This window comes from Streptomyces sp. NPDC058964 (assembly GCF_042741275.1).
Classification (GTDB): domain Bacteria; phylum Actinomycetota; class Actinomycetes; order Streptomycetales; family Streptomycetaceae; genus Streptomyces.
This window is the reverse complement of sequence record NZ_JBHYKH010000020.1, coordinates 1-15,863: the sequence shown is the minus strand read 5'-3', so window position 1 is coordinate 15,863 and position 15,863 is coordinate 1. Positions and strand designations below refer to the sequence as shown.

The 15,863-nt window shown below is 70.5% G+C and carries 14 protein-coding genes and 1 pseudogene; 1 reads left to right on the top strand and 14 read right to left on the bottom strand.

Translation table 11 applies throughout. The features are described from left to right. The 11 genes and pseudogenes from lepB (ACFW2E_RS04505) to proS all read right to left on the bottom strand — a co-directional run. On the bottom strand, positions 1-706 hold a 706-nt coding region (lepB, locus tag ACFW2E_RS04505; protein ID WP_384461242.1), incomplete at its 3' end, for a signal peptidase I. A gap of 185 nt (positions 707-891) precedes the next feature. Next, on the bottom strand, positions 892-1,767 hold the full coding sequence (gene lepB, locus ACFW2E_RS04500; protein ID WP_384461239.1) for a signal peptidase I: 876 nt from the start codon (positions 1,765-1,767) through the stop codon (positions 892-894). Beyond that, positions 1,658-2,746 (bottom strand): annotated as a pseudogene (gene lepB, locus ACFW2E_RS04495) (signal peptidase I); the annotation flags it as partial. The gene lepB (ACFW2E_RS04500) and the pseudogene lepB (ACFW2E_RS04495), both read right to left, overlap by 110 nt. Next, a complete protein-coding gene (lepB, locus tag ACFW2E_RS04490) occupies positions 2,739-3,464 on the bottom strand; it encodes a signal peptidase I (RefSeq protein ID WP_384461236.1) in 726 nt (241 codons plus the stop codon). The pseudogene lepB (ACFW2E_RS04495) and the gene lepB (ACFW2E_RS04490), both read right to left, overlap by 8 nt. A gap of 45 nt (positions 3,465-3,509) precedes the next feature. After that, the gene (rplS, locus tag ACFW2E_RS04485) at positions 3,510-3,860 is read right to left on the bottom strand and encodes a 50S ribosomal protein L19 (RefSeq protein WP_384461233.1); all 351 of its coding nucleotides are present in this window, start codon (positions 3,858-3,860) and stop codon (positions 3,510-3,512) included. Between the two features lie 135 nt (positions 3,861-3,995). After that, positions 3,996-4,829: a tRNA (guanosine(37)-N1)-methyltransferase TrmD gene (trmD, locus tag ACFW2E_RS04480; RefSeq protein ID WP_384461230.1), complete on the bottom strand. Its 834-nt coding sequence runs from the start codon at positions 4,827-4,829 to the stop codon at positions 3,996-3,998. After that, a complete protein-coding gene (gene rimM / locus ACFW2E_RS04475; protein ID WP_384461227.1) occupies positions 4,829-5,377 on the bottom strand; it encodes a ribosome maturation factor RimM in 549 nt (182 codons plus the stop codon). Before rimM ends, trmD begins: the two co-directional genes overlap by 1 nt. Before the next feature lie 82 nt (positions 5,378-5,459). Next, positions 5,460-5,699, bottom strand: a complete 240-nt coding sequence (locus tag ACFW2E_RS04470) for an RNA-binding protein (protein ID WP_003973401.1) — start codon at positions 5,697-5,699, stop codon at positions 5,460-5,462. 5 nt (positions 5,700-5,704) lie between these two features. Next, positions 5,705-6,124: a 30S ribosomal protein S16 gene (gene rpsP / locus ACFW2E_RS04465; RefSeq protein ID WP_171152431.1), complete on the bottom strand. Its 420-nt coding sequence runs from the start codon at positions 6,122-6,124 to the stop codon at positions 5,705-5,707. Positions 6,125-6,410: 286 nt separating this feature from the next. Next, complete coding sequence (locus ACFW2E_RS04460) at positions 6,411-7,013, bottom strand: hypothetical protein (RefSeq protein ID WP_384461222.1); 603 nt, start codon at positions 7,011-7,013, stop codon at positions 6,411-6,413. A gap of 260 nt (positions 7,014-7,273) precedes the next feature. Beyond that, on the bottom strand, positions 7,274-8,689 hold the full coding sequence (gene proS, locus ACFW2E_RS04455; protein ID WP_384461219.1) for a proline--tRNA ligase: 1,416 nt from the start codon (positions 8,687-8,689) through the stop codon (positions 7,274-7,276). Between the two features lie 198 nt (positions 8,690-8,887). Between proS and ACFW2E_RS04450 the strand changes: the two genes are divergently transcribed. Further along, positions 8,888-9,784 carry an SAM-dependent methyltransferase gene (locus ACFW2E_RS04450; RefSeq protein WP_384461216.1) on the top strand — a complete coding sequence of 299 codons (897 nt, stop codon included), beginning with the start codon at positions 8,888-8,890 and terminating at the stop codon, positions 9,782-9,784. Between the two features lie 27 nt (positions 9,785-9,811). Here ACFW2E_RS04450 and ftsH read toward each other — a convergent pair whose 3' ends face one another. The 3 genes from ftsH to ACFW2E_RS04435 form a co-directional block, all read right to left on the bottom strand. After that, positions 9,812-11,749 (bottom strand): ATP-dependent zinc metalloprotease FtsH, encoded by a 1,938-nt coding sequence (gene ftsH / locus ACFW2E_RS04445; protein WP_384461213.1) that lies wholly within the window; start codon positions 11,747-11,749, stop codon positions 9,812-9,814. A 95-nt stretch (positions 11,750-11,844) separates the two neighbouring features. Beyond that, positions 11,845-13,395, bottom strand: coding sequence for a signal recognition particle protein (ffh, locus tag ACFW2E_RS04440; protein WP_384461210.1), 1,551 nt, complete (start codon positions 13,393-13,395; stop codon positions 11,845-11,847). 119 nt (positions 13,396-13,514) lie between these two features. Beyond that, on the bottom strand, positions 13,515-15,863 hold a 2,349-nt coding region (locus ACFW2E_RS04435), incomplete at its 5' end, for a [protein-PII] uridylyltransferase (protein ID WP_384461207.1).

The following is a 15,863-nucleotide window of genomic DNA, read 5'->3' as shown; positions in this document are numbered from 1 at the left end:
CGGCACCGCCGAAGATCAGTACCGCGCCGGCGACGACCAGCGCGACCACTGTCCTGAGCGGACCGGGCGAGGAGAGGCCGCCCAGCGTCTCGAAGCCGGCCGGACGCTCCAGCATGCCCTTCATCGGCCAGACGACGGCGTCGACGCGGGCGCTCACGGCGTTGCGCGAAACGGTGCCGCCGGCCGCGTCCGTGAGGTGGGCCGTGGAGTCCAGGGAGCCCTGCCGCTCGTCACCGAGGAGGAAGAGCCGGCCCTTGGGGACCGTCACGGTCGGGAAGTTCTTGATCTCGGCCAGGCTGCCCTCGGGCAGATACGGCTCCTCGATCTGCTTGCCGTTGACCGTCAGCTTCCCGTCGGTGCAGCAGGAGACGGTGTCACCGCCGACCGCGACGACGCGCTTGACCACATTCGCGTTGGTGACCCAGGACTTGTCGCGGAAGACGACGACGTCACCGCGGCGCACGTCACTGCCGTCGACACGCTGCGCCACCACGCGGTCACCGGCGTCGATCGTGGGCGTCATCGAGCTGGTGGGCACGGTGTACGGCCGGTAGACCACCGCTGCCCACGCGAATCCGCCGAGGAACAGCACCAGGCCCAGCGCCACCGCCAGACCGGACAACCGCTGTCCGAGTCGGCTTCCGGACTGCGCCGCGACTGTGCCACCGCTGCGCGGGGCCGTACGTATCGTGCTCTCGCCACCCATGCATCCGCACCCTACCCGGCGGTACCGGACCGGGGCAGCCCCTCTTTCGCGACCAGGGTCACAAGCTCCCCAAGGGCTTCACAAGCAGCCCTCATCGGGGCGACGGATGCCGTCCCCGGCCGGGGGTCGGCCTGGACACAGGCTCGCCCAAGCCCCGGACCGAAGGCCGGACCGGGGCCCGGGTGCTACTTGTTCAGCCCCGGCTGGTCGAAGGTGTCGGGAACGGGCAGCGTGCCCCAGCGGTTGATCGGCCAGGCCTTCACGATGGCGCGTCCGACGACGTCCTTGACCGGAACCATGCCGTGATACCTCTGGTCCTGGTTGTAGCGCGAGTCACGCGAGTTCTGCCGGTGGTCGCCCATGACCCAGATGTGGCCCTCGGGGACCTTGACCTTGAACTGGCCGCCCTGGTCGTCGACGGTGCACGGCGTGTTGCCGGGGTACACGTACGGCTCGTTCAGTGCCTTGCCGTTGACCATCAACGGGCCGCTGCCCTTGCACTCGACCGTGTCGCCGCCGACCCCGATCACGCGCTTGATCAGGTCCTTCTCCTCCGCCGATGGCATCAGGCCGATCCAGCTGAGCACCTTCTGCACGGCGTTCGGTTCGGGCGTCGGCTCGCCCCTCAGCCACTCGTCGGGGTCGTGGAAGACGACGACCTCGCCACGTTCCGGCTCGGAGCCGAACCACGGGGTCAGCTTGTCGACCAGGACACGGTCACCCCGCTGCAGGGTGTTCTGCATCGAGTCGGACGGGATCGAGAACGCCTGCACCAGGAAGGTCTTGATCAGCAGTGCCAGCACCAGCGCGATGCCGACCAGGATCGGCAGCTCCTTCCAGAAGGAGCGCGGCTTGTTCCCGCGGGACGACGAGTCACCCGGTCCCTCGCCGTCGCCGTTCGTCCCGGAACGTCCTCCGGACGCCGTACCGTCCCCATCCACTCCGGAGGCGTTGCCGGAGTTCATGGCGCCGTCCGAGGCGGGGACATTGTCTTCCACGGGGTGCCCGCGATGCTCTTCGCCGTCGTGCCCGGATCGCGCGCCAACCGCCACATCCCCCACGCCAACTCCTAACTCTGTGCCGCCGCCTGCCCCATAGCCGGTGCAGGCCCACCACTCCCATAACGAGCGGGAGTTCCGCAGGGGTCGGGAGCTGGGTCATTGCCTTCGGATCGTCGGAGGTAACCCTATGCGACAGCGGAGGGGCAGCAGCCGCCCCCGACACGGAGTCGGCGACGCTTGCGAAGGTTTTAGGTTCCTCCAGGCGCGTCCAATGGCCGACGGGCCAGCCGATCCACATGGCACGGCCGACGACCGAGTCCTCGGAGACGGTTCCCTTGTACGGCGTGTTCTGGTGATAGCGGGAGTCCGCGGAGTCGCCACGGTGGTCACCCATCACCCACAGGCGCCCCTCGGGCACCTTCACATCGAAGGGGCTCAAGGAGGGGGCGTTCCCCGGATAGAGATAGTCCCCTTCCGTGAGCGGCACACCGTTGACGGTGACCCGGCCCTGCGCGTCACAGCACTTGACGTGGTCCCCGCCGACGCCGATGACCCGCTTGATCAGGTCCTTCTCGTTGTCGGAGGGCAGCAGGCCGATGAAGGTGAGGCCCTCCTTGACCTGCTTGACGACGATGGGGTCGTTCTTCTTGGTCGTCTGCTCGTCGTTGAGCCAGCCGCCGGGGTCGTGGAAGACGACGACGTCCCCGCGCTGCGGCTTGGAGCCGAACCAAGGGGTGAGTTTGTCGACCAGGACCCGGTCACCGATTTGGATGGTCTGCTCCATGGAGCCGGACGGGATGACGAACGCCTGGACCAGGAACGTCTTCAGGACGAGGGCTATCAGGACGGCGACGCCGACCAGGAGGGGTATCTCCCGCACCGCGCTGCGCCTGCGCTTGCGCTTGACCTTGCGCTGGAGCTTGCGCCGCTCCGCGCGGGAACGGCCGCCGACCGGGCCGGCGGCGCGCCGGGACCCGGTGGGCAGCAGATTGTCCGCGGCGCTGCTGGGCACACCGCGCGGCCTTCCGCGGTTACCCATGCGCTCCCGCCCCCTTCGGCCGCATGGCCCCCGCGGCTTCGCCGGCGGGCACGTGCGCGTAGGCGGCGGGGCGGTGCAGGCGCGTCCAGTGGGCGGCAGGCCACGCGATCCAGTCGGCACGGCCGATCACGTCCCCGACGGGGATCATGCCGCCGCCCGGCGAACCCAGGTGGTCACGGGAGTCGCTGGAGTCGCCGCGATGGTCTCCGAGGACGAACAGTCTGCCGTCGGGCACGACGACGTCGAAGGGGACGGTGGACGGAGTGTCCCCCGGATAGAGGAACGCCGTCTCGTCGACCGACCGGCCGTTCACTTCGATCCTCCCCTCCTTGTCACAGCAGACCACGTGGTCTCCCCCCACACCCACAACGCGCTTGATGTAGTCGGCGTCCCCGAAGTAGCCGGTGCCGTCGAACACGACGACGTCGCCGCGCCGCGGTTCGGCACCGAAACGGTACGCCAACTTATTTACGAGAACGCGGTCCCCGATCCTCAATCCCTGTTCCATGGATCCGCTGGGAATCTGGAAGGGTTGCACCACGAAAGCGTTGAGGAGCAGCAAAAAGAGCAGGCAGACGAAGAGGGTGAGCGTGATCGCCCCGCCCGGGAGCCACTCGGTGATCCGCGACACCAACGCGAAACGCGACCGTTCCCCCGTGCCCGGCGTGCCGGGGCCGGAGGAGCGGTCGCGTTCCGTCGGCTGTGCTTCGGTGTCCATCGAGGCCAGATGTTATCCGGCCCCGCTATGACGTCCGGGAGGCGCTCAGCTGTCGCGCTTCTCCTTGATCTTCGCGGCCTTGCCGCGCAGCTCGCGCAGGTAGTACAGCTTGGCGCGACGCACGTCACCACGGGTGACGAGCTCGATCTTCTCGACGATCGGGGTGTGCACCGGGAAGGTGCGCTCGACGCCGACGGAGAAGGAGACCTTGCGGACCGTGAAGGTCTCACGGACACCGGAGCCCTGACGGCGGATGACAACGCCCTTGAACTGCTGCACACGGGAGCGGTTGCCCTCGATGACGCGGACGTGGACGTTGACGGTGTCACCCGGGCGGAAGGCCGGGATGTCGCTGCGCCGCGACGCGGAGTCGACGGAGTCGAGCAGGTGAGACATTTCGTCTGCTTTCTTCGCTGATGCCACAGGTCATCAACGGGAACTAGGTTTCCAGGAGGACTGCCGTGCGCGTCGGGGCGGACGTCGTGTCCCCCTGTGGCAGGGGCGCACACCGGACGGACGCACAACAGCGGTCTATTCTTCCACGCCCTCCGACCTTCGCCAAAATCGGCCGTACGGCTCTCCCTCCGGGTCCGGGGCCCAGCCCAGGATGGAGAGCATCTCGCGGTCCTTCTTGTCGAAGGCCGTGGGGTCGCAGTGCTCGATGAGGTCGGGCCGGTTGGCCGTGGTGCGCCGCAGGGCCTCGTCCCGCCGCCAGCGGGCGATCTTCCCGTGGTGGCCGCTGAGCAGCACGTCCGGGATGTCCCGGCCGCGCCAGACGGGCGGCTTGGTGTAGACGGGGCCCTCCAGGAGGCTGGCCATCGAGCCGGGCGCGAAGGAGTCGTCCCGGTGGGACTCGGCGTTGCCGAGGACACCGGGCAGGAGCCTGGCCACGGCCTCCGTGATCACCAGTACGGCCGCCTCGCCGCCGGCGAGCACATAGTCGCCGATGGACACCTCGTACACCGGCATCCGGGTGGCGTACTCGTCCATGACGCGCCGGTCGATGCCCTCGTAGCGGGCCGGTGTGAAGATCAGCCAGGGGCGCTCGGAGAGCTCGACGGCGAGTTCCTGGGTGAAGGGACGGCCGCTGGGGGTGGGGACGATCAGCGCGGGCGCGTGGGACCCCGTCTCGTAGCCGTCGGCCAGGACGGAGTCCAGGGCGTCGCCCCAGGGCTCGGTCTTCATGACCATGCCGGGGCCGCCACCGTACGGCGTGTCGTCGACGGTGTTGTGGCGGTCGTACGTCCAGGAGCGCAGGTCGTGGACGTGCACGTTCAGCTGCCCGCGCGCGCGGGCCTTGCCGACCAGGGAGACGTTCAGCGGTTCGAGGTACTCGGGGAAGATCGTGACGACGTCGAGGCGCATCAGGACTCGTCCTCGTCCCGGGAGGACGCGATCTCGGCGCGGTCGTCGATCAGGCCCGGCGGCGGGGCGATGACGGCCCTCTGCTCCTCCAGGTCGATCTCGGTGACGATCTCCTCCACGAACGGGATCATGACCTCGGTGCCGTCCGGGCGTTCCACGATGAACAGGTCCTGGGAGGGCAGGTGCGAGATCTCCGTGATCCGGCCGATCTCGGTGCCGTCCTCGGTCACCACGTCGAGGTCGATGAGCTGGTGGTCGTAGTACTCGTCCTCGCCCTCGGGGAGCTCCTCCGGGTCGATCTCGGCGATCAGGAGGATGTTGCGCAGGGCCTCGGCGCCGTTGCGGTCGCCGACGCCCTCGAAGCGCAGGAGCAGCCGGCCGCTGTGCACCCGGCCGGTCTCGATGGTGAGCGGTCCCGCGGAGGCGGGGTCGGTGGCGAGTACGGCGCCGGGCGCGAGCCTGAGTTCCGGCTCGTCGGTACGCACCTCGACGGTGACCTCGCCCTTGATGCCATGGGCACGGCCGATCCGTGCGACTACCAGCTGCACTGTGCTTGTTCTCCTGTCATACGACTACGGGCCGGGGACGGCCCAGTGGCCCTCCCCGGCCCGAGCCGGTGCTGCGAAAGCGTCAGCGGACGTGGTCGACGTCGACGAGGTCGACGCGGACTCCCCGACCGCCGATGGCGCCCACGACGGTGCGCAGGGCGCGCGCGGTGCGGCCGTTGCGGCCGATCACCTTGCCGAGGTCGTCGGGGTGGACCCGGACCTCGAGCACCCGCCCGCGGCGCAGGTTGCGCGAGGCGACCTGCACATCGTCAGGGTTGTCGACGATGCCCTTCACGAGGTGCTCAAGCGCCTCTTCGAGCATGGTGCTCAGGCCTCGGTCGACTCGGACTCAGCCGCGGCCTCGTCCTTCTTCTCAGCCTTCTTCTTCTGGGTGATGGCCTCACCCTTGCCCTCGTCGTCACCGCCGAGAGCCTCGAACGACGGACGCGCGGCCTTCGGCTCCGCGACGAGCAGCGGCGCCGGGGCGGGCTCGCCCTTGAACTTCTGCCAGTCGCCGGTCTTCTTCAGGATGGCGAGGACGGGCTCGGTCGGCTGCGCGCCGACACCCAGCCAGTACGCCACGCGCTCGGCGTCCACCTCGATGACCGACGGGTTGTAGGTCGGGTGGTACTTGCCGATCTCCTCGATCGCACGGCCGTCACGACGGGTACGGGAGTCGGCGACGACGATGCGGTAGTGAGGCGAACGGATCTTGCCCAGACGCTTCAGCTTGATCTTGACTGCCACGGGAGTGGGTTCTCCTGGATTTGACGTGGTTGGGCACGGCGAGACTGCCGCGTGGGGTTGCGGTACCCGAGTGCCCGATGGACGCGTCAGCCGGAGGAGAGAGGGGTCCTGTGCGGCTGTCGAGTACAGCTAGCCATTGTGCCATACCCCGGAGGTCGCTTCTGGCCGAGGGTGCCGGCGGGCATACCGGAGCGGCACCCGGCGTGGAGGTGAGGTCACGTCGGGTGCTCGACGCGGCACCGGCCAGGGCGATGGCGGGGTACGGCTGCCACGAGCAGCCGTACCGCTAGCTCGCCGCCGCTGCCACGACCTCCGGGATACGGAACGGCTTTCCGCAGCCTCCGCACACGATCGGGGCCTGGGCCAGGACCGACGGGACCACCCGTACGTTGCGTCCGCAGTCGCAGACCGCCTTGACGCGGACCCCGCCGCCGGAGGAGCCGTGGCGGGCGGCCGGGCCGCGGAAGGTGCGGGTGGTGTCGGCGGACGTGGCCACCGTGTGGGCCTTCAGGGCGCGCTGAAGGCGTTCGATCGTGGGCCGGTAGCGGCGCTTGGCCTCGGCGTTCAGCGTGACCAGGGAGAAGCCGCTGCTGGGGTGGGGTTCGTCGGGGTGGTCCAGGCCCAGCTCCTCTGCGATCGCGAGGAACCTCCGGTTGTGGTAGCGGCCGGCGCGGGAGGTGTCGCGGACCCCGCGGGCGGCTGCGATGCCGTGGACTGCCTCGTGGAGCAGTCGCTCGAAGGAGAGCTCGTGACCGCAGGCGGACGACGACTCCCCGATCAGGGACTCTGGCGCGGCAAGGTCCGGCAGCTCGGGGTGGTACCGCTGAATGTCGGCCCACGCCTGCGCCAGCTCTGCGGCGAGAACAGGTGGTGTCTGTGTCGTGCTCACGTAATCACAACGAGCCTGAGGGCTCCTGTGTTCCGATTCCGGGGCATCCCAAATAATTTGCACTTACCCGTCAGTTGTGATTGATGCGTCCCGACGAGGGCGGGTGCGCTGATCTGCGGAGAAGTCTCGCAGCTCATACCAAGCTGGTGCGTAGCCTGACGTACGCCCCGGCGCGTAGAGCAGCTCCGCACGCCAGGGCGGTTGTGGTCGACGGTTGCGCAAGAGGCGTTTCGGCCGCCCTCGTGCCGGAGGACGCTACTTCAGTAAGCGCGCGCGACGACCGCGACGTTACTGGGGGCGTCCCCGTCCTCGGGAACCGACCCGTCCTCGGCGACCAGACACCGTACGGTCACCGCGTGTGCGGCCAGCGCGGCCTCGCCCTCCTCGCCGAGGGCGGCCCACGGAACGCGTGCCCAGCCGCCGGCGGTGACGGCCTCGACCGCCTCCTCGGCGGTCGACACCTCCGCGGTGCGGGACTCGCGGCGCTCCCGGGACTGTCTGAGCAGCAGCGCCTGGTCCTCTTCGAGCATCGCCGGGAGCAGTCCGGCCAGGGTGTCCAGGGCCACCGGCTCCTTGCCGCCCGGAATCCGGCGGGCCAGCATCGCGGTGCCGTTCTCCAGGTCACGGGGGCCGATCTCCACGCGGACGGGGACGCCCTTGAGCTCCCAGTCGACGGCGCGGCGGCCGAAGGGGATGTCGGTACGGTCGTCGACGTGGACGCGAATGCCTGCCGCCCGCAGCCGTTCGCCGATCTCGCGGACTTTGGCAAGAACCGCCTCGTCGTCCTTGACCGCGAGGACGACCGCCTGGATCTGCGCCAGCCGCGGCGGGACGCGCAGGCCGTCGTCGTCGCCGTGCGTCATCACCAGGGCGCCGATCATGCGGGTTGTGGAGCCCCAGGAGGTCTGCCAGACGTACTCCTGCGTGCCGTCCTTCGACAGGTACCGGGTGTTGAACGGTTTGGCGAAGTTCTGGCCCAGCTCATGGCTGGTGACCATCTGAAGGGCCTTGCCGTCGCCCATCATGCTCTCGAGCGTGAGTGTGTTGACGGCTCCCGCGAAGCGCTCCTTGGCCGTCTTGCGGCCGGCCACGAAGTCCATCGCCAGGACGTTCTCCAGGAAGTCGCCGTAGACGTCGCGCTGGATGTGCGCGGCGAAGTCCCGCGCCTCCTCGTACGTCGCGTGCGCGGTGTGCCCCTCCTGCCACAGGAACTCGGAGGTGCGCAGGAAGAGCCGGGGGCGCAGCTCCCAGCGGACCACGTTCGCCCACTGGTTGATCAGCAGGGGCAGGTCGCGGTAGCTCTGCACCCACTTGGAGAAGTACTCGTTGACGATCGTCTCGGAGGTGGGGCGGACGACCGCGGGCTCCTCCAGTTCCTTGCCGCCGCCGTGCGTGACCACGGCCAGTTCCGGCGCGAACCCCTCGACGTGGTCGGCCTCCCTGGTGAGGTACGACTGTGGGATCAGCAGCGGGAAGTACGCGTTCTGGGTGCCGGTCTCCTTGATGCGGGCGTCCATCTCCGCCTGCATCCGCTCCCACAGCCCGTACCCGTACGGCCGGATCACCATGGTCCCGCGCACCGGGCCGTTGTCCGCCAGCTCTGCCTTGCCGACCACATCCTGGTACCAGCGCGGGAAGTCGTCCGCTCGGGGAGTGACAACGGGAGCCTTTGCCATGGCGCGATCGTACGGGCTCAGGTTGCCGGGATGTGAAATCTCGCCACGGGACCGAGGAACCCGCAAGCGGGGCCCCTGGACCCCTGGACGCCACCGCGAGCCGGGAGTTACCTGACATACGTGGGCAGTGCGAGGGCACGTCACGGGGGCCACGGATCGGGCACACCACCAACTCTCGTCGGATTGGGGCGCTTACCTATGACACCTACGCTCGTGCGGCACATCCCGTCTCACGCGGGCTCCGCACCCCGCGTGAACCCGGACGCACGCGCGCGTGACTGGTCCGAGATCCAGGAGCGGATGCTGGTCCCGCTCTACGAGGCCGTCTACGAGCGACTTGAAGTGGGCCCCGCCACCCGGCTGCTGGGCCTCGGCTGCGGCTCCGGGCTCGCCCTGCTGATCGCGGCCTCCAGAGGAGCGGCGGTCACCGGTGTCGAGTCGGCCCGTCCCGAACGGCTCGCCCTGGCCCGGACGCGGCTGCTGCCGGACATTCCCCCAGGCTCCGGGCTTCGTTCCAGCGGGGGGCACCCCCAGGGCACGCGCACGCGTGACGGCAGCCGGATCCTCTTAGGGTCCCTGCGGGACGCGGCCGGCCCGGACACGCCCGCGTACACCGTGGTGACGGCCTTCGAGCCCATCGGATGCCTGGCGGGCGACTCGGAGGGGCTCGGTGACCTGCTCGCCGCGGCGAAGCCGCTGACCGGACACGGAGCGCCCGTCGTGCTGGCCGGCTGGGGTCCGCCGGAACGCTGCGCCACGTCGTCCGTGCTGCGGGTGGCCACCAAACTGGCCGATCCGCTGCGCGCGGCGGGCAGTTGGCGTCCGGCGCTCCGGGACGACCTGGAGGAGGTCGCCGAGCGGGCCGGGCTGAAGCCGGACGGCTCCGGACGGGTCGCATGCCCGTTCGGGTACACCGATGCCGACAGTGCCGTACGGGGTCTGCTGTCGACGGGTCTGTTCGACGCGGCGGTCGCGGCGACGGACCAGGAACAGGTGGACAAGGAACTGGCGGAGGCGCTGCACCCGTATCAGCGGCCGGACGGGACGGTGTGGATGCCCAACGTGTTCCGCTATCTGATCGCCCGCACGCCCTGAGCTCCCGTCACGCGTCCGGGTCCTTCGTCACGCGTCCGGGTCCTTCGTCAGGCGTGTGATCCCCGCGATGCGGTAGGCGTCCACCTCCTCCAGCGTCTCGTTCTCCAGCAGGGCCTCGGTCAGGGCATCCAGTTGGGTGCGGTGCTCCTGGAGTTTGCGGCAGGCCTCCTCGTAGCACTCGTCGACGATCCGGCGCATCTCGCTGTCGATCACGTCGAGGGTCTGCGGGGCCGCCGCGAGCCCGTACGCCTGCTGGGCGTCGCTCGGCAGGGCCGACAGCCGGCCGACGCGCTCGCTCATGCCCCAGCGGGCCACCATTCCCCGCGCGATGGCGGTGACCTGTTCGAGGTCGTTCTCCGCGCCCGTGGTGACGACCCCGTAGACCACCTGTTCCGCCGCCATGCCGCCGAGGGCGCCGATGATGCGACCGCGCAGATATCCCTCGGAGTGCGCGTACCGCTCCACCTCAGGGGTCGACATCGTCACTCCGAGCGCCCGGCCGCGCGGCACGATGGTGATCTTGCGGACGGGGTCGGCGCCGGGCTGCAGCATGCCGAGGAGGGCGTGGCCGCTCTCGTGGTAGGCGGTGCGCCGGCGGTCCTCCTCGGGCATGACCAGGGTGCGTTCGGCGCCCAGCTGCACCTTCTCCAGCGCCTCGGACAGGTGCGAGCGGCTCACCGTGTCCTGCTTGCGCCGGACCGCGATCAGAGCGGCCTCGTTGGCGAGATTGGCCAGATCCGCGCCTGTCATGCCCGGGGTGGTACGGGCCACCTGGGCCAGGTCCACGTCCGGAGCGAGCGGGATCTCGCGGGTGTGGATCCGCAGGATCGCCTCGCGTCCGCCCCGGTCCGGCGGGGAGACGTGCACCACCCGGTCGAAGCGGCCGGGCCGGGTCAGCGCCGGGTCCAGGATGTCGGCGCGGTTCGTCGCCGCCACCACGACCACGCCCTCCGAGCCGGAGAAGCCGTCCATCTCCGTGAGGATCTGGTTCAGCGTCTGCTCACGCTCGTCGTGACCGCTCACCGACGGGCCGCCGCCCCGCTGCCGCCCGATCGTGTCGATCTCGTCGATGAAGATGATCGACGGCGCCACCTTGCGGGCCTCGGCGAACAGCTCCCTGACCCGGGACGCGCCGACACCGACGATCATCTCGATGAACTCGGACGCCGAGGCCGAGAAGAACGGCACGCCCGCCTCGCCCGCCACCGCGCGCGCCAGCAGGGTCTTGCCGGTACCGGGCGCGCCCGCGAGCAGCACACCGCGGGGCATCTTGGCGCCCATCCTGCGGTAGGCGTCGGGGTGCTCCAGGAAGTCGACGACGTCGTCCAGTTCGCCCTTGACCTCGTCGATGCCGGCGACGTCGGCGAACGTCGTGCGCTGGGTACCCGTCCGGGCCCCGACCGGTTTGGGCGGTGTCTTGCGGCCGAGCAGGCCGCCCGCTCCGCCGAGTCCCCCGCCGAACCGTCGCGCGAAGAAGACCCACACGGCGACCAGGATGACGATCGGGATCAGCGAGATCAGCAGGTTGGACAGGAAGCCGCGTTCCTGCACGACCGGCTGGGCCGTCACCGTCACGCCGTGGCTGCTCAGGTTCTGCCAGAGATTGTCGTTCGCGAAGGCCGGGCGCTGCGTCTTGAACTTGGTGTACTCGCCGCCGCCGGAAGGGCTGGCCTGGGCGTTCTTGAGCTCGCCCTGGATGGCGTCGCCCTTGGAGTAGATCTTGGCGACATTGCCGTCGCCGACCTGTCTGCTGAACTCCGTGTAGGAGATCGTCGGCTCGTTGCCCTGGCCCAGGTAGTTCAGCCCCACGTAGGCCAGCAGGAACACGATCACCGCGGTGACGGCGAGACCCCACCATCTGCCGCGTATTCGTCGGCCACCGGGCGGCCGGGACGACTCGTCCGGAGTGCCCTCGGTGCGCCACGGCTGGTCGGGGGCCTTGCGTGGTGGCGCCGCATTGCTCATATCTGGACGTTACGGCACACAGCGGGGCGCGGCACGCGCTGAGGGCGCCCCCCTCGACGGAGGACGCCCTCGGTGTCGTACGTCTTCGGCGCGCGTCAGCCCATGAACTTCTTGAACTCGTCCGGCAGCTCGAAGTCCTTGCCGCCCTGCTGCGGAAGGCCGAAGGCGCCTCCGCCCTGGGCCGCGGCCTCACGGCGCTGGGCCTCCTCCAGCTCCTGCTGCTTGCGCTTCATCGGGTTGCCGGAGCGCTGCTTGCCCTTGGCCTTCTTCGGCTGCTTCTTGGTACGGCCGGGGCCGCCGCCCATGCCCGGGATCCCCGGCATGCCGGGCATGCCGCCGCCCTGGGCCATGCGGGACATCATCTTGCGCGCCTCGAAGAACCGCTCGACGAGGTTCTTCACCGCGCTGACCTCGACGCCGGAACCCTTGGCGATACGGGCGCGGCGGGATCCGTTGATGATCGTCGGGTCCTGGCGCTCGCCCGGGGTCATCGACTTGATGATCGCGGCGGTGCGGTCGACGTCCCGCTCGTCGAGGTTGTTGATCTGGTCCTTGATCTGGCCCATGCCCGGAAGCATGCCGAGCAGCTTGCTGATGCTGCCCATCTTCCTGACCTGCTCCATCTGGGCCAGGAAGTCGTCCAGGGTGAAGTCCTGGCCCTTCTTGGACGCCAGCTTGGAGGCCATCTTCTCGGCCTCTTCCTGGCTGAACGTCTTCTCCGCCTGCTCGATCAGGGTGAGCAGGTCACCCATGTCGAGGATGCGGGAGGCCATCCGGTCGGGGTGGAACGCGTCGAAGTCGTCCAGCTTCTCGCCGTTCGACGCGAACATGATCGGCTTGCCGGTGATCTGGCGGATCGACAGGGCCGCACCACCGCGGGCGTCACCGTCGAGCTTGGAGAGGACCACGCCGTCGAAGCCGACGCCGTCGCGGAAGGCCTCGGCGGTGTTGACCGCGTCCTGACCGATCATCGCGTCGACGACGAAGAGGATCTCGTCCGGCGAGACCGCGTCCCGGATGTCCGCGGCCTGCTGCATCATCTCCTGGTCGATGCCCAGGCGGCCTGCGGTGTCCACGATCACGATGTCGTGGACCTTGGTCCGCGCGTGTTCGATGGAGTCCTTGGCGACCTTGACCGGGTCGCCGACGCCGTTGCCCGGCTCCGGCGCGAAGACCGCGACGCCGGCGCGCTCGGCGACGACACTCAGCTGGTTGACGGCGTTGGGGCGCTGGAGGTCGGCGGCGACGAGCAGCGGCGAGTGGCCCTGCTCCTTGAGCCAGTGGCCGAGCTTGCCCGCGAGGGTGGTCTTACCGGCACCCTGCAGACCCGCGAGCATGATCACGGTCGGCGGCTGCTTGGCGAAGCGCAGGCGCCGGGTCTCGCCGCCCAGGATCGTGACGAGCTCGTCGTTCACGATCTTCAGCACCTGCTGGGCGGGGTTCAGCGCCCGGGAGACCTCGGCACCGAGGGCCCTTTCCTTGACGTTCTTGATGAACGTCCGGACGACGGGAAGCGCCACATCCGCCTCGAGCAGGGCGATGCGGATCTCGCGGGCCGTGGCGTCGATGTCCGCCTCGGACAACCGCCCCTTGCCGCGCAGGCTCTTGAAAGTCGCTGAGAGGCGATCGGAGAGAGTATCGAACACGGCGGCGTCGGTCCTCGGGGTCGGGGGCAGTGTGAGCGTCTTCCAGGGTATCCGGCCCCGCAAGCAAATCGTCCCCGCCCGCCCTGATCAGCGGGCGGGGACGGAAAGTCGGCGCGGGATCACGCCCGCAGTGTCTCCTCCAGCTTGCGCGCCACCGCCGCCGCCTCGTCCCCGGGCAGGGGCGAACCGTCCGTGCCGGTGACATAGAAGGCGTCCACCGCGTTGGCGCCCAGCGTGCTCACGTGCGCGCTGCGCACCCGGACGCTCGCGTCCTCCAGGGCCCGGCCGATCCGGAACAGGAGCCCCGGTGCGTCCTGGGCCCGGACCTCGATCACGGTCGCGTGCCGGGAGGCGGCCGAGGCCACCGTCACGCGCGCGGGCGGGGCCACCCAGCCACGGCGCCGGGGGTAGGCCGCGTCCCGTTCGGCCAGGCGGGCGGCGATGTCCAGGGAACCGTCCAGCGCCCGCACCAGGTCGGCACGGAGCCTGGTCGCCTGCGGCAGGGACCCGTACTCCGCGGCGACCCGCCAGTTGAGCAGCAGGACCGACCCGTCGTCGACGTCGTCCGGGAGGCGCAGGGCGCGCAGTTCCGCGGTGCGGACGGTCAGGCGGTGCACGGCCAGCACCCCGGCGACCGCGGGCAGCACGCCCGGCTGGTCCGGCACGGCGATCACGAGCTCCACGCCGAGCGGCTCCGGCTCCCCGGACGGTTCCTCGTCGGCCGGGGGCTCGGTCTGGGCGCGCAGGGCCAGCACCGGGCTGCCCGTGCGGAACGCCTCGATGGCGAGCCGCTCCTGTTCGGCCGTGGGCGCGGCGGGCTCGGGCTCGTCGGTGGCGTCCCCCGCGAGAACCGCCGAGACCCGTTTGACGAGGTCGGCGACGAGGGAGCCGCGCCAGGACGACCAGGCGGCCGGACCTGTCGCCAGCGCGTCCGCCTCGGTCAGGGCGTGCAGCAGTTCCAGGGTGCTCTGCGAGCCGACCGCCTCGGCGACGGCACGGACGGTGGCGGGGTCCTCCAGGTCGCGCCGGGTCGCCGTCTCGACCAGCAGCAGATGGTGGCGCACGAGGGCGGAGAGCACCGCCACGTCGGCGCGGTCGAAGCCGATGCGCGCCGCCACGTCCTTGGCGATGATCTCGCCGGCCACCGAGTGGTCGCCGGGCCAGCCCTTGCCGATGTCGTGCAGCAGCGCGGAGACCAGGAGGAGGTCGGGGCGGCTGACGCGGCGGGTCAGCTCGGAGGCGCGGACCGCCGTCTCGATGAGGTGGCGGTCGACCGTCCAGATGTGGACGGCGTTGCGCTGCGGGCGGCAGCGGACCCGTTCCCAGTCGGGCAGCAGGCGTGTGATCAGGCCTTCCGCCTCCAGCGCCTCCCAGACGTCGACCGTCGGGCGGCCCGAGCCGAGCAGGGTCACGAGCTGCTCGCGCGCCTCGGCGGGCCAGGGCGTGGGCAGCGGGCGCACGGTGGCCGCCATGCGCCGTACGGCGTGCAGGGAGAGCGGAAGGCCGGCCTGCGCGGCGGCGGCCGCGGCGCGCAACGGAAGCACGGGGTCGCGTTCGGGGCGCGCGGTGCGGGCGAGCACCACCTCGCCCTCCTGTTCCACCACGCCTTCGGCCAGCGGAGAACGCTCGGCGACCGGCTTGCCGCCGCCCAGCATGGCGCGCAGTCTGGGCCGCACGGCGCGCGACCGCAGCACGCGCCCCACCTCGCGCCAGGTGACGTCACTGGCGTACGAGATGACCCGTGCGGCCTCGTACACCTGCCGCAGCAGCGTGTCGGCGTCGAGGAGGCCCAGCTCGGCGGCCACCTGGTCCTGCTCCTGGAGCGCCAGCCGGTCGGTGGCGCGCCCTGTGGCCAGGTGCAGGGCGTCGCGCACGTCGAGCAGCCGCCGCCGGGCCTCGGCGAGGCCCTCGCGCGGGGCGTCGGCCAGCCAGGAGGCGGCCACCGCGCGCAGGGCGGTGACGTCCCGCAGGCCGCCGCGGGCCTCCTTGAGGTCGGGTTCCAGAAGGTACTGCAGCTCACCTTGGCGCTCGGCACGCTCGCCGCACAGTTCCTGGAGTTCGGGGAGGCGTTTGGGTGCCTGGTTGCGCCAGTCGGCGAGCACCGCCGTGCGCAGTCCGGCCGTCAGGCCGAGGTCGCCCGCGAGGTGCCGGGCGTCGAGGAGGCCGAGCTGGACCTTGAGGTCCTCGCCGGCCGTCTTGCGGGCCTCCGACGGTGTGCGCACCGAGTGGTCGAGGGCGAGGCCCAGGTCCCACACGGGGTACCAGACCCGGTCGGCCAGGGCGGCGACCGCGCCGGAGTCGGTGCCGTCGTGGAGCAGCAGGAGGTCGAGATCGCTCCGTGGGGACAGCTCGCCGCGTCCGTACCCGCCGACGGCCACGAGCGAGACGCCCTTCAGGCCCACGGCCGCGGCGGTGAACAGCCCGGCCAGCCAGTCGTCGGTCAGTTCGGCGAGGGCCGCACGGCGCGC

Excerpts from the sequence above, each read along its gene's own strand:
- lepB (WP_384461236.1), bottom strand. The coding sequence starts at position 3,464 with ATGGACACCGAAGCACAGCCGACGGAACGCGACCGCTCCTCCGGCCCC.
- rplS (WP_384461233.1), bottom strand. The coding sequence starts at position 3,860 with ATGTCTCACCTGCTCGACTCCGTCGACTCCGCGTCGCGGCGCAGCGAC.
- trmD (WP_384461230.1), bottom strand. The coding sequence starts at position 4,829 with ATGCGCCTCGACGTCGTCACGATCTTCCCCGAGTACCTCGAACCGCTG.
- ACFW2E_RS04470 (WP_003973401.1), bottom strand. The coding sequence starts at position 5,699 with ATGCTCGAAGAGGCGCTTGAGCACCTCGTGAAGGGCATCGTCGACAAC.
- proS (WP_384461219.1), bottom strand. The coding sequence starts at position 8,689 with ATGGCAAAGGCTCCCGTTGTCACTCCCCGAGCGGACGACTTCCCGCGC.
- ACFW2E_RS04450 (WP_384461216.1), top strand. The coding sequence starts at position 8,888 with ATGACACCTACGCTCGTGCGGCACATCCCGTCTCACGCGGGCTCCGCA.
- ftsH (WP_384461213.1), bottom strand. The coding sequence starts at position 11,749 with ATGAGCAATGCGGCGCCACCACGCAAGGCCCCCGACCAGCCGTGGCGC.